This window comes from Pseudomonas sp. GW822-FHT04H02 (assembly GCF_058800645.1).
In genome coordinates, this window is sequence record NZ_JBXAMM010000011.1 from 49147 (window position 1) to 66437 (window position 17291).

General features: G+C 60.4%; 17 protein-coding genes. 13 read left to right on the forward strand and 4 right to left on the reverse strand.

Annotation, left to right across the window (positions count from 1 at the left end; all coding sequences use genetic code 11):
* The 4 genes from AC1RMG_RS32140 to AC1RMG_RS32155 are packed head-to-tail and all read left to right on the forward strand — an operon-like array spanning window position 1 to window position 3562.
* Entirely contained in the window at window positions 1-876 is an 876-nt protein-coding gene (locus tag AC1RMG_RS32140) for a heme/hemin ABC transporter substrate-binding protein (protein ID WP_493171057.1), read from the forward strand.
* The gene (locus AC1RMG_RS32145; RefSeq protein ID WP_019092860.1) at window positions 873-1910 is read left to right on the forward strand and encodes a FecCD family ABC transporter permease; all 1038 of its coding nucleotides are present in this window, start codon (window positions 873-875) and stop codon (window positions 1908-1910) included. The genes AC1RMG_RS32140 and AC1RMG_RS32145 overlap by 4 nt, the downstream gene beginning before the upstream one ends.
* Window positions 1910-2677, forward strand: a complete 768-nt coding sequence (locus AC1RMG_RS32150) for a heme ABC transporter ATP-binding protein (RefSeq protein ID WP_072445072.1) — start codon at window positions 1910-1912, stop codon at window positions 2675-2677. The genes AC1RMG_RS32145 and AC1RMG_RS32150 overlap by 1 nt, the downstream gene beginning before the upstream one ends.
* 21 nt (window positions 2678-2698) lie before the next feature.
* On the forward strand, window positions 2699-3562 hold the full coding sequence (locus AC1RMG_RS32155; protein ID WP_493171060.1) for a ChaN family lipoprotein: 864 nt from the start codon (window positions 2699-2701) through the stop codon (window positions 3560-3562).
* A gap of 234 nt (window positions 3563-3796) precedes the next feature.
* Here the strand turns inward: AC1RMG_RS32155 and AC1RMG_RS32160 are convergent, their stop codons facing one another.
* The 4 genes from AC1RMG_RS32160 to AC1RMG_RS32175 all read right to left on the reverse strand — a co-directional run bounded on the left by AC1RMG_RS32160 (window position 3797) and on the right by AC1RMG_RS32175 (window position 7106).
* Entirely contained in the window at window positions 3797-4597 is an 801-nt protein-coding gene (locus tag AC1RMG_RS32160) for a Crp/Fnr family transcriptional regulator (protein ID WP_011063496.1), read from the reverse strand.
* 13 nt (window positions 4598-4610) lie between these two features.
* Window positions 4611-4883: a TfoX/Sxy family protein gene (locus AC1RMG_RS32165; RefSeq protein ID WP_011063495.1), complete on the reverse strand. Its 273-nt coding sequence runs from the start codon at window positions 4881-4883 to the stop codon at window positions 4611-4613.
* A gap of 228 nt (window positions 4884-5111) precedes the next feature.
* Window positions 5112-5456, reverse strand: coding sequence for a pentapeptide repeat-containing protein (locus tag AC1RMG_RS32170; protein ID WP_011063494.1), 345 nt, complete (start codon window positions 5454-5456; stop codon window positions 5112-5114).
* A gap of 93 nt (window positions 5457-5549) precedes the next feature.
* Entirely contained in the window at window positions 5550-7106 is a 1557-nt protein-coding gene (locus tag AC1RMG_RS32175) for a bifunctional aminoglycoside phosphotransferase/ATP-binding protein (RefSeq protein WP_493171062.1), read from the reverse strand.
* Between the two features lie 115 nt (window positions 7107-7221).
* On the opposite strand from AC1RMG_RS32175, the gene mrcB reads away from it, so the two are divergent.
* The 9 genes from mrcB (at window position 7222) to msrQ (ending at window position 17208) form a co-directional block, all read left to right on the forward strand.
* Window positions 7222-9546 carry a penicillin-binding protein 1B gene (mrcB, locus tag AC1RMG_RS32180; RefSeq protein WP_011063492.1) on the forward strand — a complete coding sequence of 775 codons (2325 nt, stop codon included), beginning with the start codon at window positions 7222-7224 and terminating at the stop codon, window positions 9544-9546.
* Window positions 9547-9562: 16 nt separating this feature from the next.
* Window positions 9563-10309 carry a tetratricopeptide repeat protein gene (locus tag AC1RMG_RS32185; RefSeq protein WP_011063491.1) on the forward strand — a complete coding sequence of 249 codons (747 nt, stop codon included), beginning with the start codon at window positions 9563-9565 and terminating at the stop codon, window positions 10307-10309.
* A complete protein-coding gene (locus AC1RMG_RS32190; RefSeq protein ID WP_011063490.1) occupies window positions 10309-10644 on the forward strand; it encodes a YqcC family protein in 336 nt (111 codons plus the stop codon). The genes AC1RMG_RS32185 and AC1RMG_RS32190 overlap by 1 nt, the downstream gene beginning before the upstream one ends.
* Before the next feature lie 582 nt (window positions 10645-11226).
* Window positions 11227-12951 carry an acetolactate synthase 3 large subunit gene (locus AC1RMG_RS32195; protein WP_125063817.1) on the forward strand — a complete coding sequence of 575 codons (1725 nt, stop codon included), beginning with the start codon at window positions 11227-11229 and terminating at the stop codon, window positions 12949-12951.
* Between the two features lie 2 nt (window positions 12952-12953).
* Window positions 12954-13445, forward strand: coding sequence for an acetolactate synthase small subunit (ilvN, locus tag AC1RMG_RS32200; protein WP_011063488.1), 492 nt, complete (start codon window positions 12954-12956; stop codon window positions 13443-13445).
* Between the two features lie 45 nt (window positions 13446-13490).
* The gene (gene ilvC, locus AC1RMG_RS32205) at window positions 13491-14507 is read left to right on the forward strand and encodes a ketol-acid reductoisomerase (protein WP_007959661.1); all 1017 of its coding nucleotides are present in this window, start codon (window positions 13491-13493) and stop codon (window positions 14505-14507) included.
* Between the two features lie 146 nt (window positions 14508-14653).
* Complete coding sequence (gene pssA / locus AC1RMG_RS32210; RefSeq protein ID WP_011063487.1) at window positions 14654-15511, forward strand: CDP-diacylglycerol--serine O-phosphatidyltransferase; 858 nt, start codon at window positions 14654-14656, stop codon at window positions 15509-15511.
* Window positions 15512-15574: 63 nt separating this feature from the next.
* Window positions 15575-16588, forward strand: coding sequence for a protein-methionine-sulfoxide reductase catalytic subunit MsrP (gene msrP, locus AC1RMG_RS32215; protein ID WP_220223289.1), 1014 nt, complete (start codon window positions 15575-15577; stop codon window positions 16586-16588).
* Complete coding sequence (msrQ, locus tag AC1RMG_RS32220; protein ID WP_236204211.1) at window positions 16588-17208, forward strand: protein-methionine-sulfoxide reductase heme-binding subunit MsrQ; 621 nt, start codon at window positions 16588-16590, stop codon at window positions 17206-17208. Before msrP ends, msrQ begins: the two co-directional genes overlap by 1 nt.
* Window positions 17209-17291: the final 83 nt, after the last annotated feature.

Consider the following 17291-nt stretch of genomic DNA (forward strand, 5'->3'; position numbering starts at 1 on the left):
ATGCGCCTGAGTGCCTGCGCCATTGCGTTCTGTGCCGGATTGCTGGTGAGCCAGTGGGCCACCGCTGATGAGTTGCCGCAGCGTTGGGTCAGTGCCGGTGGGGCCTTGTCCGAGTGGATAACGGCTCTGGGGGCCGAGTCCAAGCTGGTGGGCGTCGATACCACCAGCCAGCACCCGGAGTCGCTCAAGGCGCTGCCGAGCATCGGCTATCAGCGTCAGTTGTCGGCCGAAGGCATTCTCAGCCTGCGGCCGCAGATTCTGGTGGGTACCGAGGAGATGGGGCCGCCGCCAGTGCTTTCGCAGATCCGCAGTGCCGGGGTCAAGGTCGAACTGTTTTCTGCCAAGGCCGACTTGCCGACCTTGCAAGCTACCCTGCAGCACCTGGGGCTATTGCTGGGCCGAGAAGAGCAGGCCGGGCAACTGTTCCAGGGCTATCAGCAACAACTTGGGCAGCAGCAGGCGTGGGTCGCCCAGGCTCAAGCGCAGCACGCGGCGCCCGGGGTGCTGTTGTTGCTCGGGCATGCCGGCGGCAAACCCCTGATCGCCGGCAAGGACACCGCCGCGAATTGGCTATTGCAACAGGCCGGTGGGCGCAACCTGGCGACTCATACCGGCTATAAGCCATTCTCGGTCGAATCCCTGGCGGGCTTGAATCCGGATGTGCTGGTGTTCTCCGATCGCAGCCTGACCGGCGATGCCGCTCGTGCCGCACTGTTCAAGGAGAACCCGGTGCTGGCATCCATACCGGCGGCCAAGGCCGGGCGGGTGGTGGAACTGGACCCGACCTTGCTGGTGGGAGGCCTGGGCCCTCGCTTGCCTGATAGCCTGAAACGCCTCTCCAGCGCCTTTTATCCCCAGGCCAAGCCGGCCCAATGAATCGTCTGGTCAAGCCTCGAACACTGTTTATCGGGCTGGGCGTCCTGTGCCTTGTGGCGATCTGGCTGTCCCTGGCCCTGGGCCCTGTCAGCCTGCCCTTGTTTGATACCTTGCGTGCCGCCTTGCGCCTGCTTGGATTGCCGATCGACGGGCAGGGCCTGGAGCAGGCGGAACTGATCCTGGGACAGATTCGCTTGCCCCGGACTCTGCTCGGTCTTGCGGTGGGCGGAGTTCTGGCGCTGTCCGGGGTCGCCATGCAGGGGCTGTTTCGCAACCCCCTGGCGGACCCGGGGTTGGTGGGGGTTTCCAGTGGTGCAGCATTGGGTGCGGCCATCGCCATTGTTGGCGGCTCGATGTTCGGCGGCCTGCCAGAGGCTGTCGGCCCTTATTTGCTCTCCCTGTGTGCCTTCCTTGGCGGCCTGGGGGTGACGGCGCTGGTGTATCGCCTGGGGCGGCGCAACGGGCAGACCCATGTGGCAACCATGCTGCTGGCGGGGATTGCCCTGACGGCGCTGGCCAGTTCGGCGGTGGGGTTGTTCACCTATCTGGCGGACGACGCCACGTTGCGCACTCTGACTTTCTGGAACCTGGGCAGCCTGAATGGTGCCAGTTACCAGCGCTTGTGGCCCTTGCTGCTGGTGACCGCCGCGGTTGCGCTGTGGCTGCCGCGCCGGGCCAAGGCGTTGAATGCACTGCTGTTGGGCGAGTCCGAGGCCAAGCACCTTGGCATCGATGTCGAAGGTCTCAAGCGCGAGCTGGTGTTCTGCACCGCGCTGGGTGTGGGCGCTGCCGTGGCGGCGGCGGGAATGATCGGTTTTGTCGGCCTGGTGGTGCCGCATCTGGTGCGCCTGTTGTCCGGTCCGGATCACCGAACCTTGCTCCCGGCCTCGATCCTGGCCGGAGCCAGCCTGCTGCTGTTGGCTGACCTGGTGGCGCGCCTGGCGCTGGCGCCTGCCGAGTTGCCCATCGGTATCGTCACGGCCTTTATCGGTGCGCCATTCTTTCTGTACCTGTTGTTGCGAGGGCGTGCCTGATGCTGCGAGTCGAGAACCTGCATGTGCGGCGCGGAGGCAAAGACGTCCTGGCTGGCATCGACCTGCAGTTGCTGCCGGGCGAGGTGCTGGGAGTCCTCGGCCCTAATGGTGCAGGTAAAAGCAGCCTCTTGGGGGGCTTGAGTGGTGAACTGGCGGCTCATCAGGGACAGGTGCTGCTGGATGATCAGGAACTGGCTCATTGGTCGGGCGCCGAGCGTGCGCAGCGCCTGGCAGTGCTGCCCCAGGCTTCGAGCCTGGATTTCGCCTTTCGTGTGGAGGAGGTGGTGGCGCTGGGGCGTTTGCCCCATCAGACCGGGCGCGTGCGTGACGAGGAAATCGTCGACGCTGCTTTGAATGCTGCCGATGTGGCGCACCTGTCGGGGCGCAGCTATCTCGCGCTGTCCGGCGGCGAGCGCCAGCGGGTGCATCTGGCGCGGGTCCTGGCGCAACTGTGGCCGGGCCAGCCAGGGCACAACCTGCTGCTGGATGAGCCCACTTCTGCACTCGACCCCTTGCACCAGCACGTCACCTTGCAGGCCATTCGAGCCTTCGCCGACCGCGGCGCGGCGGTGCTGGTCATCCTGCATGACCTGAATCTGGCTGCGCGTTATTGTGACCGGGTCTTGTTGCTTGAAGGCGGCCGCCCGCATTCATTGGGAACACCGACCGCAGTACTGCGGCCCGAGCCCTTGAAGGCGGTGTTCGGCCTGGAAGTTCTGGTGCAGGAGCATCCCGAACGCGGGCACCCGTTGATCATCGCCCGCTGAGGCGAAGCCCGGAGAGACCTGATGCGCGTATTGCCATTGTTGCTGGCCATGCTGCTGGCCGCCTGTCACAGCATGCCGGGGATCCTGCCGCCGCCGGTGGCTTCGGCGCCCGGCAGTATCATTGAGCTGCGCAGTGCCAAGGCGCTGACCCCTGTCGAACTGGTAGGGCGCCTGGCACGGGCCCCCCGAGTGATCATTGGCGAGCAGCATGACAATCCCGATCATCATGCCCTGCAACTCTGGCTCTTGCGCTCCATGGCCCGGGAGCGGCCACAGGGCAGCCTGTTGCTGGAAATGCTCAACCCGGATCAGCAGCCAGAAGTCGATGGGGTAAAACGCTCCATTGATGGGGGGCGTTTGCCTGATGACCTACCCGGCAGGTTGGCCTGGCAATCAGGCTGGGACTGGAGCCTCTACGGCCCGCTGGTGGGTTTTGCCCTGCGTCAGCCCTATCCCTTGCTCGCTGCCAATCTGGATCGCCAGGAGGTGCGTGCCATTTATGCACGGGCGCCCGTCCTGACCGGCACACGGAGCAACGCACCGTCGGTGATCGAGGCATTGGCCGGGCAAATCCGCGAATCGCACTGTGGCTTGCTGCCGGAGAGCCAGGTGCCGGCAATGCGGGCGGTGCAGCAGCAACGGGACCGGCGCATGGCTGAACAGCTGCTGGCGGCTCCGGCTCCGGCCCTGTTGCTGGCCGGGGCGTTTCACGGTCGCAAGGATCTTGGCGTGCCCCTGCATCTTGCCGATCTGGACCGAAGCCAGGAGGTGGTGGTGTTGATTCTGGCGGAGCAGGGGCATCAGGTTGCCGCGGCATCGGCCGACTACGTCTGGTATACGCCGCCCCAGCCCGCCCAGGACTATTGCGCGCAACTGAGGCCCTGATCGGAGGGCTTTTCTGCGGGCAAAAAAAAGACCCGGCAAGAGCCGGGTCAAATAACCGTGATTAGCCTGATGAGGAGATAATCTGAGAGTCCGAACCACTGGTCTTCCAGGTTATCGACTGATCTCGCGACCAGTTGTGATAATCATAACGATTCTCATTTCGAAGTCAACAAGGCTTTTCAGATTTCTGCATATTTTGCCAAACGTCCGTTTGGATCTGCCTGGAATCCGGGGTCAGTTCGGGTTGTTCAAGGTCATGAGCCGGGTCACTTCCTTGTTCAACAGGTCGATGCGGCGCGCCATGCTTTCGATCAGGCTGTGGGCAATGCGCGGATTGCTCTGGGTCAGGCTGAGAAACTGGTCCTTGGGAATCAGCATGATGGTGCTGGGTTCGCTGGCGATCACGCTGGCGCTGCGTTTTTCTCCGGTGAACACTGCCATGGCGCCGAAAATCTCGTCCTTGGGGACGTCGCCGACCTTGTGCCCGTCGACGAAGGCCTGTGCATGGCCTTCGAGTATTACAAACACATGATCTGCCTCATCCCCCTGGGTAATCAGCCTTTCGCCCGCCTCCACGCGCTTGAAGCCGTTGCTGCTGCGCAACTCTGGCGGCTTGAGACGAGCAATGGCATCGGACAGCAGGGCGGTCTGGCCGATCAGGTACTGTACGAGCAGTTCCGAGCGTTGTACGTCGGCCTGGATGTGCCGAAACACTTCAGTCCTCAGATAGGGAATCAGTTGCAGCGGCGTATCGCAGTGCAGTTGCCACTGCGGGAGTTCGATGCCGCGCCGCAGCCCCACCAGGTCGCCTTCATGCAGGTAGAACAGTGGCCGCTCTTCGACACTGGCCTGGATCACGCCACTTGCCAGCAGGAACAACTGGTCGCCGGGCAATACGCTGGACAGCTCAGCGATGGGGCCAAGTTCCAACGTCGGGCCGCTGGGCGCAAGCCCGTCCAGCAATTGCGGCGGAATGCTCTGCAGTCTGTTGATCAAGGCGTCGGCGTAAGCCGGCTGCTCCCCCATTAGATACATTTGGCTCTGCCAGTCAGTTTTTGTGACGAGAGGAAATGGCGTCCAGTTGCTTGTTCAACGCCTCTTTGCGTTCGGCGGGAAGGTCGTTCCAGTGCATGTCCATCAGGGCGCCCTCGATGGCATAGAGCAAGACTTTCGACGCACGAAAACCACGGGTCCGCACGGCCCGGTAGGCGTCCACCGCACCCAGGCGGCGCAAGTCGGAAGCGCTATGGATGCCCACTGCATGCAGCCATTGTGCCGATGTCTTGCCAAGGTTCTTCAGGTGTTGCAGTTCATCATTCATTAAGCCTCCTGGCGATGGCCGAATGGTGAGTGGGCAGCCTCAGAGGAGTGTAGCGCTCAGTAGAAAACGCGCTGTTCTTTGGTCGGGTTTGGCGCAAATGCTTCTAAGGGCGCAGCGGTGAAGCTCGGAGGGAGGAGGGGGCAGGCCATGCGAAGGGCAGGGTGCAGGCGAGAAAGCGGACCAGGTCCGGCGCTGAACAGAGCGCCGGACAAAGACGGGTGGCGGGGGTCAGCGAGTGCGGTAACGCAGGCGGGTGCCGAAATTGACCGACATGAGAATCTCGTCGGCGCTCAGTTCCACCGGAAAGTAGGCGCCGGAAATCTGTGCATGGGCGAGGCTGGCGCCTTCCATGGACGAGTTTCTCAAGTCCAGCCCCCGCAGATCCGCGGAGCGAAAGTAGGCGTCAGTGAAATCGATGCCTTGTGCGTTCAGTTCCCGCAGGTCGAGGCCGCGGAAATCCCCGCCGCGCATGTCGATGGGTTGATCTTTCGGGCGTTCGCGGTTGAAGCCGACGATGTCGTCTTTATGCAGCAGGGCGTAAAGCGGAGTGTCGAGAAGTTTCGGTTGGCTCATGGCGACGTCACCAGTGTTGGATTTATGACGCCAGTATAGTGCCACTATTTTTCAGCCGTGAAGTCTTTGCCACTTCACGGCTGAAATGACCGTTTACAGGCCTGGGAGGCGTTGGCGAATGTTGGCAACCAGGGCGTCCAGGCTGCCGCTTTCGTTGGTTTCTATGCGCTTGCTGCGCAGCAGCTCTTCGTCGGTCAGCGCTTCGCGAGTGGCTTGCTGGTTGGCAATCACTTCCAAAGTGGCGTCGGATGGATCGTTCTGATCGGCCTGGCGCTGGGCCAGCCAGCTGGCAACCACTGCCTCAGGAGCGTTGCAGTCGATGATCAGGCAGGGCGTACCAGTGGCCTCGGCCACTTTGGCCGCGGCATCGCGCTGGGCACGTTTGAGGTAGGTCGCGTCGATCACTACCGGGAAGCCGGCACGCAGGATGGTTTCGGCGATTTCATGCAGGCGCGCGTAGGTGGCGCTGCTGGCTTCGCTGCTATAGATGCCAGCGTGTGGGTCGTTGGGCACCTGTTGCTCGCCGAACAGGCGCTTGCGCTCTACGTCGGAGCGCAGGCGAATGGCGCCCAGTGCCTCTACCAGGCGCATGGCCACGCGGCTCTTGCCGACCGCCGAAATGCCTGAGGTGATGGCCAGGAAACGCGATGGAATGGTGCTGTAGCTCTCCGCCAGATTGGCGTAGTTGCGGTACTGGCGCAGGGTGGTAGCGCGCTGCACCGGCGTGGCATCGGCAGGCATGCTGAACAGACTGACCTTGGCGCGTACCAGGGCACGGTAGGCCTTGTAGAAATTGAGCAGCTCTAGGCCCTGGTAGTCGCCGGTCAGCTCCAGGTACTGGCTGATGAAGCGTCGCGCCAGGCTCTTCAGGCCGCGGTCTTCCAGGTCCATGGCAAGGAAGCCGGTATCGGCGTAGACGTCGGTGAAACGAAACGGTTCGTTGAATTCGATGCAGTCGAAAATCACCACCTTGCCGTCGATCAGGGTGGCGTTGCCCAGGTGGATATCGCCATGGCATTCACGGATGAAACCTTCGTTCTTGCGTTGGGCCAGCAGAGGCTTGAGGCGTTCGAAGCTGGTTTCGGCCCAGGCTTGCAGGGCTTCAAGTTGTTGCAGGTCGGCCTTGTCGCTGAGGAACGGGCGGATTTGCTCGAAGTTCTGACGCACCGGAGCCATCACGCTCTCCGGGGTGCCGGCTTCATGCTCAGCTGGAACCTTGGGCGCGTTGAGGTGGAAGTGGGCGATCTGCCTGGCCATCTCATCGATGTGCGCAGTGGTCAGCTCGCTGTTGGCCTGCAAGGTGCTGAGCAACTGGCTTTGCGGGAACTGACGCATTTTCAGTACGTATTCGATAGCCGGACCATCGCCGCCCAGTACCGGGGCTTCGGCGCTACCGGTGATCGGCAGGACTTCCAGGTACAGGTCTTCGGTCAGGCGCTGGTTCAGGCGCAGCTCTTCGCCGCAGAAGTGCTCGCGGGCGTCCAGGCTGGTGAAGTCGAGGAAGCCGAAATTGACCGGCTTCTTCACTTTATAGGCAAAGGGGCCGGTGAGCAGAACCCAGGAGATGTGGGTTTCGATGACCTGAAACCCTTCTACGGGATGAGGAAACAAGGCGGGGTTTTGCAGGGCAGCGATCAGTGACTGGCTCACAGGCGATCCTTCAGAGTCGGGAAAATCGAGGGCGCCATTATGGCCGCTGAGCGCGCTAAGGCAAACCTCGGGTGGCGCATGTTGACGATGAATAAAGTGCGTATAATCCGCCGCCATGACTCGTACCCGATCCCCTCGTTCTGCTAAAAAAACGCCGTCTGGTGGCCTGCGCCCCTGGCTGGGCTGGGCCCTCAAGCTCAGTCTGGTCGGTCTGGTGGTGCTCGCCGGCTTTGCGGTTTACCTCGATGCCGTGGTCCAGGAAAAGTTCTCCGGCAAGCGCTGGACCATTCCGGCCAAGGTCTACGCCCGCCCGCTTGAGCTGTTCGTCGGACAAAAGCTCAGCAAGGACGATTTCCTCACGGAACTCGACGCTCTGGGCTATCGCCGTGAAAGTGTCGCCAACGGCCCGGGCGCAGCCTCGGTCAATGGCAATACCGTGGACCTGAACACCCGCGGCTTCCAGTTCTATGAAGGGCTGGAGCAGGCTCAGCCAGTGCGCGTGCGCTTCTCCGGCGATTACGTGGCGGAACTGTCCGGCAGCAAGGGGGCCAAGCTCGCGGTGGTGCGCCTGGAGCCATTGCTGATCGGCGGCCTGTACCCGAAGAACCTCGAAGACCGGATCCTGATCAAGATCGATCAGGTTCCGCCGTATCTGCTGGAAACTCTGGTGGCGGTCGAAGACCGCGACTTCTATTCACACCACGGGGTGTCGCCCAAGTCGATTGCCCGTGCGATCTGGGTCAACACCTCGTCCGGCCAGATGCGCCAGGGCGGCAGTACCCTGACCCAGCAGTTGGTGAAAAACTTCTTCCTGACCAACGAGCGCAGCCTGTCGCGCAAGCTCAATGAAGCGATGATGGCGTTGTTGCTGGAGCTGCATTACGACAAGCGCGAGATTCTCGAGGCGTACCTCAACGAGGTCTTCGTCGGCCAGGACGGTCAGCGTGCGGTGCACGGTTTCGGTCTGGCCAGCCAGTTCTTCTTCAGCCAGCCCCTGTCCGAACTCAAGTTGCACCAGGTGGCGCTGTTGGTCGGGATGGTCAAAGGGCCTTCCTATTACAACCCGCGGCGCTACCCGGAACGTGCCCTGGAGCGGCGTAACCTGGTGCTCGATCTGCTGGCACAGCAGGGCGTGGCTACCCCGGAACAGGTGGAGGCGGCGAAGAAGATGCCACTGGGCGTAACCAAGCGCGGCAGCCTGGCGGACAGTTCCTTCCCCGGTTTCCTCGACCTGGTCAAACGTCAGTTGCGCGAAGACTACCGTGATGAAGACTTGACTGAAGAAGGCCTGCGGATCTTCACCAGTTTCGATCCGATCCTGCAGATGAAGGCCGAAGCCTCGGTCAACGACACCTTCAAGCGCCTGGCCGGGCGCAAGGGCTCGGAAGACGTCGAGGCGGCGATGGTGGTGACCAACCCGGAAACCGGTGAGGTCCAGGCCATGATTGGCAGTCGTCAGGCCAGCTTTGCCGGTTTCAACCGGGCCTTGGATGCGGTGCGTCCGATCGGCTCGCTGATCAAGCCTGCGGTCTACCTGACCGCCCTGGAAAAGCCCAGCCAGTACACCCTGACCAGTTGGCTGTCGGATGAGGCGTTCTCGGTAAAAGGCGCAGACGGCCAGGTGTGGAAGCCGCAGAACTATGACCGGCGCTCCCACGGTACGGTGTTCCTGTACCAGGGCCTGGCTCACTCCTACAACCTGTCTACCGCACGGCTCGGCCTGGAAGTGGGTGTGCCCAATGTCCTGAAGACCCTTGGGCGCCTGGGGGTGACCCGCGAGTTCCCGGCCTTCCCATCGATGCTGCTGGGGGCAGGGGGCATGAGCCCGATGGAAGTGGCGACCATGTACCAGACGCTGGCCAATGGCGGCTTCAATACGCCGATGCGCGGGATTCGCAGCGTGTTGACAGCGGAAGGCGAGCCGCTCAAGCGCTATCCGTTCCAGATTCAGCAGCGCTTTGATGCCGGCTCGATCTATCTGATTCAAAGCGCAATGCAGCGGGTGATGCGCGAAGGCACCGGCAGCTCGGTGTACAACGTGTTGCCCAAGACTCTAGCGTTGGCGGGCAAGACCGGTACCAGTAACGATTCCCGTGACAGCTGGTTCGCCGGTTTCAGCCAGGACCTGCTAGCCGTGGTCTGGCTGGGCCGCGACGATAACGGCAAGACGCCGTTTACCGGTGCTACCGGCGCCTTGCAGGTGTGGACCAGTTTCATGCGCAAGGCCGACCCGCTGCCGCTGGATATGCCGCAGCCGGACAACGTGGTTCAGGCCTGGGTCGATTCGCGTACCGGGCAGGGCTCCGATGCCAACTGTCCGGGGGCTGTGCAGATGCCGTATATTCGCGGCAGCGAACCGCCTCCCGGTGCTTCCTGTGGGGGAGAAAACCCGGCAGGCGGCGATTCGGTGATGGATTGGGTCAAGGGCTGGATGAACTAAGCGATGAGGGTTTGACGTGAACAAGTGGTGGATTCCAGCTATTACAGCTCTGGCGTTGCTCAACGGTTGCGCCAGTGTGCAGCGCGGCTCTATTCCCGTCGTGGATTCCGGCACTGCCGTGTCCAACAGCGAGCGGATTTCCGCCTCCGGAGGCTTTCGCCAGACGACCATCAAGCGCCCGGCGCAGGCTCAGGCACAGGCGATTCCGGAAGATTCCGGCGTAGTGGTAATGGTTCCGGGCGGCGGCGCTACGGCTTCTGCGCCGATCAGCAGTTCGCCCATTACTCCGGGGCCGGTCACTTCAGGGCCTATTACCCCGGGTCCGGTGGACGGCTCCGGTTATCAGTCGGCACCGATCAGTCAGGGCACTTACAACATGCCCTCTACGCCCAGTGGCATCCCTTCGGCCCGGGCCGGTGGTCTGTCGGCCGATGAGCAACTGGATGGCCCGGTGCTGGCGTTGCTGACCACTGCGCAACAGCAGCAGTCCAGTGGTGACTTGAACGGTGCTTCCTCCAGCCTCGAGCGAGCGCAGCGTGTTGCTCCACGCGAGCCGCAGGTGCTGTATCGCCTGGCTCAGGTACGCATGGCCCAGGGGGATGCGCCCCAGGCCGAGCAGTTCGCTCGCCGTGGCCTGAGCTTTGCCAACGGCCGCCCTGATCTCCAGGCAAGCCTGTGGGAGCTGATTGCCCAGGCGCGTGAGAAACAGGGTGATGCCGCAGGTGCAGCGCAGGCGCGCCAGAAAGCTCGGGTTTCGCTGTGATGGATGGGCGCTTTCCCAGGATCGCCGAACAGTTGCTGCTGATCGAGCGTGAGTTGCGTGTGCAGGGCCTGTGGGACGACGCTGTGCCCAGCGCCGAGGCACTGGCCAGCACTCAGCCCTTTGCCGTGGATACTCTGGAGTTCGAGCAATGGCTGCAGTGGATCTTTCTGCCCCGCATGAAGATGATTCTGGAGCAGGATTTGCCGCTGCCCAATGCGTCAGGTATTCAGGAAATGGCCGAGATGGTGTTCTCCACTCGCCCGATGCAGGGGCGCGACCAGCAGTTGCGAGTTCTGCTCAAAGAGTTTGATCAGCTCATCGTTGCTACTCGCTGAAACACGACTGCCAGGTATGCCTGGCAGTCGCCTCCCTCCATGCTGCCCACTTCAGTCTCGTTCTCTCGAGGTGACAACTTCGGAGGGTTCATGTCTGTCCGTGCATTGCTGTTGTTGCAGTGCATGACGTTCCTCTCGGCTCTCTGGCAATGGGGTTTCGCCCAAAGTCCGGGTTCGCATTTCTGAGTTGCTTGCCGAAGATTGCGCAATTGAAGCGCAGACAGCAGCCGTTTTTGGGTTTTTTCTTGCGTTCTCATGCGCTTAGTTCGAATTAACCACATAGACGACTTGACTTGAAGAGGACGAAACAGAAGAATCCAAAGTCCGCTGTAGAGGGACTGCCAGAAGCAGACCCACTCAGCAGATCATGAGGCGCACATCCGCGCCGAAGTGCTACACCCGCAACGCGTTACCTCGCGCTGGGTGGGAAAACCCCGCAACACTTTGGGGCGCTCCCAATACTTGCTCAGTCAGTGCTGACGTAGTCGGCGACCACCGTCGCTCATGCTCTGCTGAGAAGTAAACCTATTAAGACCCGCTCCCTTTTGAGGGCGGTATTCTGGCGTTTTAGAGGTGAACAACGTGGAGCTTTTATCTGGCGGTGAGATGCTCGTCCGCTTTTTGCGTGACGAAGGCGTCAAATATATCTACGGGTACCCGGGTGGTGCTCTCCTTCATGTTTACGATGCCCTGTTCAAAGAACCGGACGTGACCCACATCCTGGTTCGTCACGAACAAGCGGCGACCCATATGGCTGACGGCTATGCCCGTGCCACCGGTAAAGCCGGCGTGGTACTGGTGACCTCCGGCCCGGGCGCGACCAATGCCATTACCGGTATTGCCACCGCCTATATGGACTCGATTCCCATGGTGATCATTTCCGGCCAGGTGCCCAGCACCATGGTAGGCACCGACGCGTTCCAGGAAACCGACATGATCGGTATCTCCCGGCCGATCGTGAAGCACAGCTTCATGATCAAGCACGCTTCGGAAATCCCGGAAGTCATGAAGAAAGCCTTCTACCTGGCGCAATCCGGTCGTCCTGGTCCGGTGGTGGTCGATATCCCCAAGGACATGACCAACCCGGCTGAAAAGTTCGAATACGTTTTCCCCAAGAAAGCCAAGCTGCGCTCCTACAGCCCAGCTGTTCGCGGTCACTCCGGGCAAATCCGCAAGGCGGCAGAAATGCTCCTGGCGGCCAAGCGCCCTGTGCTTTATGCAGGCGGCGGCGTGATTCTCGGCGGCGGTTCCGCACCGCTGACCGAACTGGCCAAGATGCTCAATCTGCCAGTGACCAATACCTTGATGGGCCTGGGCGCCTATCCGGGCACCGACCGGCAGTTCGTGGGCATGCTCGGCATGCACGGCAGCTACACCGCCAACCTGACCATGCACCATGCCGACGTGATCCTGGCCGTGGGCGCGCGCTTCGATGACCGGGTGATCAACGGTGCACCGAAGTTCTGCCCGAATGCCAAGATCATCCATGTCGATATCGACCCGGCTTCCATCTCCAAGACCATCAAGGCCGATGTGCCTATCGTCGGTCCAGTGGAGAGCGTCCTGACCGAAATGGTCGCGGCACTCAAGGAAATCGGCGATACCCCGAACAAGGAAACGGTCGCCAGTTGGTGGAAGCAGATCGATGAGTGGCGCGGCGATCGCGGCCTGTTCCCTTACGACAAGGGCGACGGCAGCATCATCAAGCCACAGACCGTGATCGAAACCCTGTGCGAAGTCACCAAGGGCGATGCCTATGTGACCTCCGACGTGGGGCAGCACCAGATGTTCGCGGCGCAGTACTACCGGTTCAACAAGCCCAACCGCTGGATCAACTCCGGTGGCCTGGGCACCATGGGCTTCGGTTTTCCGGCGGCCATGGGCGTGAAATTGAGCTTTCCGGATAATGATGTCGCCTGCGTCACCGGTGAAGGCAGTATCCAGATGAACATCCAGGAGCTGTCGACCTGCCTGCAGTACGATCTGCCGGTCAAGATCATCAACCTGAACAATGGTGTGCTGGGCATGGTGCGCCAGTGGCAGGACATGAGCTACGGCAGCCGTCATTCGCACTCCTACATGGAATCGCTGCCTGACTTCGTCAAGCTGGTCGAAGCCTATGGTCACGTGGGCATGCGTATCACGGATCTGAAGGATCTGAAGCCGAAGATGGAAGAAGCGTTCGCCATGAAGGATCGCCTGGTGTTCCTCGATATCCAGGTCGACACCAGCGAGCACGTCTATCCGATGCAGATCAAAGACGGCTCCATGCGCGATATGTGGCTGAGCAAGACGGAGCGTACTTAATCATGCGGCACATTATTTCCTTGCTTCTGGAAAACGAACCGGGTGCTCTGTCTCGTGTTGTAGGTCTGTTCTCGCAACGCAACTACAACATCGAAAGCCTGACGGTGGCGCCGACTGAAGACCCGACACTGTCGCGTCTGACCCTGACCACCGTTGGCCATGACGAGATCATCGAGCAGATCACCAAGAACCTGAACAAGCTGGTTGAGGTGGTAAAGCTGGTAGACCTGTCGGAAAGCGCGCACATCGAGCGTGAACTGATGCTGGTCAAGATCAAGGCCACTGGCGCCCAGCGCGCCGAGGTCAAGCGCACTACCGATATTTACCGTGGGCAGATCGTTGATGTCAGCGCCAGCGTGTATACCGTTCAACTGACCGGTACCAGCGACAAGCTCGACAGCTTCATTCAATCGATCGGCACCGCATCGATTCTGGAAACCGTACGCAGTGGTGTCACCGGGATTGCCCGTGGCGACAAAGTACTGAGCATCTAACTCAAATTAGCGAATGGCCGGAACGGCCTGATATAGGGGAAATTCATGAAAGTTTTCTACGATAAAGACTGCGACCTGTCGATCATCCAGGGTAAGAAAGTTGCCATCATCGGCTACGGTTCCCAGGGCCACGCTCAAGCATGCAACCTGAAGGATTCCGGCGTAGACGTGACTGTCGGCCTGCGTAAAGGCTCGGCTACCGTTGCCAAGGCTGAAGCCCACGGCCTGAAAGTGACCGACGTTGCTGCAGCCGTTGCCGGTGCCGACCTGGTCATGATCCTGACCCCGGACGAGTTCCAGTCCCAGCTGTACAAGAACGAAATCGAGCCGAACATCAAGAAGGGCGCCACTCTGGCCTTCTCCCACGGCTTCGCGATTCACTACAACCAGGTTGTGCCTCGTGCCGACCTCGACGTGATCATGATCGCGCCGAAGGCTCCAGGCCACACCGTACGTTCCGAGTTCGTCAAGGGCGGTGGTATTCCTGACCTGATCGCGATCTACCAGGACGCTTCCGGCAACGCCAAGAACGTTGCCCTGTCCTACGCCGCAGGCGTGGGCGGCGGCCGTACCGGCATCATCGAAACCACCTTCAAGGACGAGACTGAAACCGACCTGTTCGGTGAGCAGGCTGTTCTGTGTGGCGGTACCGTCGAGCTGGTCAAAGCCGGTTTCGAAACCCTGGTTGAAGCTGGCTACGCTCCAGAAATGGCCTACTTCGAGTGCCTGCACGAACTGAAGCTGATCGTTGACCTCATGTACGAAGGCGGTATCGCCAACATGAACTACTCGATCTCCAACAACGCTGAATACGGCGAGTACGTGACTGGCCCAGAGGTCATCAACGCCGAATCCCGTCAGGCCATGCGCAATGCTCTGAAGCGCATCCAGGACGGCGAATACGCGAAGATGTTCATCAGCGAAGGCGCTACCGGCTACCCATCGATGACCGCCAAGCGTCGTAACAACGCCGCTCACGGTATCGAAATCATCGGCGAGCAACTGCGCTCGATGATGCCTTGGATCGGTGCCAACAAAATCGTCGACAAAGCCAAGAACTAAGTTCGAGTCTTGTCAGGGAAAACGCGGCCTAGGCCGCGTTTTTTCGTTTGCATGGATAGGTTCTGGTATAAAGCTGGATCCTTTGTGGCCGAATCGCGGCCCTGGGTATCTGTCGAAACTTTTCACACCGTTGCAAGGTAATGTCCATGAGCGAACGTCCCGAAGAGCCAAACCAGGCCTCTGACGCCGAAAGCCTGCTACCGATCGATGAGCATGTCGAAGAAGGGCATGACGCTGAAGGCCGTAAAGTCCGGCATCGTGGTATCTATCTTCTGCCGAATCTGTTCACCACTGCGAACCTGTTCGCGGGGTTCTATTCCATCATTAGCTCCATGAGCGCCCAGAGTGCAATGAGCGCCGGAGATGCGGCCGGGGCGAGCAAGTACTTTGCCTTTGCCGCGATCGCCATTTTCGTGGCCATGGTGCTTGATGGCCTGGATGGGCGTGTTGCCCGCATGACCAACACACAGAGTGCTTTTGGCGCTGAATACGACTCGCTGTCCGATATGGTTGCATTCGGCGTAGCGCCGGCGTTGTTGGCCTTTGGCTGGGCCCTCGGTGACATGGGCAAGGTCGGCTGGATGGTCGCCTTCATCTATGTGGCAGGCGCGGCCTTGCGTCTGGCGCGTTTCAATACTCAAGTCGGTACTGCCGACAAGCGTTATTTCATCGGCCTTGCCAGCCCGGCAGCGGCAGGTGTGGTGGCCGGTATCGTCTGGGCATTCAGCGACTACGGGATCCAGGGGTCGAAGATGTCGTTCCTGGTGGCGTTGATGGTGGCCGCCGCAGGCATGCTGATGGTCAGTAACATCAAGTACAACAGCTTCAAGGACCTGGACCTGAAAGGGCGTGTACCTTTTGTGGCGATCCTGGCGGTGGTACTGGTGTTTGCAGTGGTGTTCAGCGATCCGCCGCGCATTCTGCTTTTGGTGTTCCTCGCCTATGCGGCGTCGGGCCCTATTCAGTACCTGTTGCACCTACGTCGTCGCAAAAGCGTCGAGTGATGTAATTTCCCCCATACTCCGCAGTCTATTGGTACATCTGTCCTCCAATACTGCGGAGTTGCCATGTTATTCAAATTCCCCAAGTCGTCCGACTGCAATGAGTCTGAGGTTACGCCCGAATCTCTTTACCTCTCTCGACGCAGCCTGCTCAGTGGTGCGGTTGCGGGCATGGCGTTTGCCAGCTTGCCGCGATGGGCAGCAGCACAGGACGCGTCGCGTTATGCCGATGTTGAGCCGGGCCAGGCTCCCGGGTGGTTCTCCGACAAGCTGTCGACCACTCGGTGGCAAGCTGTAACCGTCAGGGATGAGGCGATCACTCCTTTCAAGGACGCGACTCACTACAACAACTTCTACGAATTCGGCACTGACAAGGGGGACCCGGCGGCCAACGCGGGCGCGCTCAAGACTCAGCCTTGGAGTGTGGTCGTGGATGGTGAGGTGGCTAAGCCAGGCCGCTACGCCCTGGAAGATTTCATGAAGCCCTACTCGCTGGAGGAGCGTATTTATCGACTGCGTTGCGTAGAGGCCTGGTCGATGGTGATTCCCTGGATAGGTTTTCCAATCTCAGCCTTGCTCAAGCAGGTGGAGCCCACCAGCAACGCCAAGTTCATTCGCTTTGAAACGTTGCAGGATCCCAAGAGTATGCCGGGCCAGCGCTCCGGCTTTGCCTTGATCGACTGGCCCTATGTCGAGGGATTGCGTCTTGATGAGGCGATGAATCCATTGGCGATTCTTGCGGTGGGGATGTACGGGCGTGAACTGCCTAACCAGAATGGTGCGCCGCTGCGCCTTGTAGTGCCTTGGAAATATGGCTTCAAAAGTGTGAAGTCGATTGTGCGCATCAGCCTGGTCAGCGAGCAGCCCAAGACTACCTGGCAGAGCATTGCGGCCAACGAATATGGTTTTTACGCGAATGTGAATCCGACGGTTGATCATCCGCGCTGGACCCAGGCTCGGGAACGACGTCTACCCAGCAGTCTGTTCAGTCCCAATGTGCGGGAAACCCAGATGTTCAATGGTTACTCGGATGAAGTCGCTTCTTTATATAGCGGCATGGATCTGCGGAAGAACTACTGATGCGTTATTCGTTCTGGCGTATCGGCGTCTTCATCGCTGCGGCTATCTGGCCGCTGTATTGGCTGTATGAAGCCTGGGTTTCGGTCCTGGGGCCGGACCCGGGCAAGGTGCTGGTTGATCGCCTGGGGTTGGGCACGCTGGTGCTGTTGTTGATCACCTTGGGCATGACTCCTTTGCAAAAACTCACGGGGTGGTCGGGCTGGATCGCTGTGCGCCGACAGTTGGGGTTGTGGTGCTTCGCTTATGTAGTGCTGCACCTGAGTGCTTATGGGGTATTCGTCTTGGGGTTGGACTGGTCGCAGCTGGGAGTAGAGTTGCGCAAGCGCCCCTATATCTTTGTCGGAAGCCTGGGGTTCCTCTTTCTGTTGTTATTGGCTGTGACGTCCAATCGTTATAGCCAGCGTCGCTTGGGCGCGCGTTGGAAGAAGCTGCATCGCCTGGTTTATCTCATCCTGGGGCTGGGGCTGCTGCATATGCTATGGATTGTCCGGGCGGACCTGAAGGAGTGGGCGGTCTACGCTTCTATAGGGGGGCTGTTGTTGTTGCTGCGTGTTCCCCCTGTAATGCGCCGGATTCCGCGCTTAATCGCAAAGAAAGCATCTTCTGCAACAAAATCGTAATTAACCCTTGACGGCAGATTCTACAGGTCTATAATTCGCCCCACTTCCGGCGCAGTCGAAACGGAAAACTCCTTGAGATTCAA

What these genes read in the sequence shown, in the direction of transcription:
- AC1RMG_RS32140 (WP_493171057.1), top strand. Translation starts at nt 1, where the DNA reads ATGCGCCTGAGTGCCTGCGCCATTGCGTTCTGTGCCGGATTGCTGGTG.
- AC1RMG_RS32145 (WP_019092860.1), top strand. Translation starts at nt 873, where the DNA reads ATGAATCGTCTGGTCAAGCCTCGAACACTGTTTATCGGGCTGGGCGTC.
- AC1RMG_RS32150 (WP_072445072.1), top strand. Translation starts at nt 1,910, where the DNA reads ATGCTGCGAGTCGAGAACCTGCATGTGCGGCGCGGAGGCAAAGACGTC.
- AC1RMG_RS32155 (WP_493171060.1), top strand. Translation starts at nt 2,699, where the DNA reads ATGCGCGTATTGCCATTGTTGCTGGCCATGCTGCTGGCCGCCTGTCAC.
- AC1RMG_RS32160 (WP_011063496.1), bottom strand. Translation starts at nt 4,597, where the DNA reads ATGTATCTAATGGGGGAGCAGCCGGCTTACGCCGACGCCTTGATCAAC.
- AC1RMG_RS32165 (WP_011063495.1), bottom strand. Translation starts at nt 4,883, where the DNA reads ATGAATGATGAACTGCAACACCTGAAGAACCTTGGCAAGACATCGGCA.
- AC1RMG_RS32170 (WP_011063494.1), bottom strand. Translation starts at nt 5,456, where the DNA reads ATGAGCCAACCGAAACTTCTCGACACTCCGCTTTACGCCCTGCTGCAT.
- mrcB (WP_011063492.1), top strand. Translation starts at nt 7,222, where the DNA reads ATGACTCGTACCCGATCCCCTCGTTCTGCTAAAAAAACGCCGTCTGGT.
- AC1RMG_RS32190 (WP_011063490.1), top strand. Translation starts at nt 10,309, where the DNA reads ATGGATGGGCGCTTTCCCAGGATCGCCGAACAGTTGCTGCTGATCGAG.
- ilvN (WP_011063488.1), top strand. Translation starts at nt 12,954, where the DNA reads ATGCGGCACATTATTTCCTTGCTTCTGGAAAACGAACCGGGTGCTCTG.
- ilvC (WP_007959661.1), top strand. Translation starts at nt 13,491, where the DNA reads ATGAAAGTTTTCTACGATAAAGACTGCGACCTGTCGATCATCCAGGGT.
- pssA (WP_011063487.1), top strand. Translation starts at nt 14,654, where the DNA reads ATGAGCGAACGTCCCGAAGAGCCAAACCAGGCCTCTGACGCCGAAAGC.
- msrP (WP_220223289.1), top strand. Translation starts at nt 15,575, where the DNA reads ATGTTATTCAAATTCCCCAAGTCGTCCGACTGCAATGAGTCTGAGGTT.
- msrQ (WP_236204211.1), top strand. Translation starts at nt 16,588, where the DNA reads ATGCGTTATTCGTTCTGGCGTATCGGCGTCTTCATCGCTGCGGCTATC.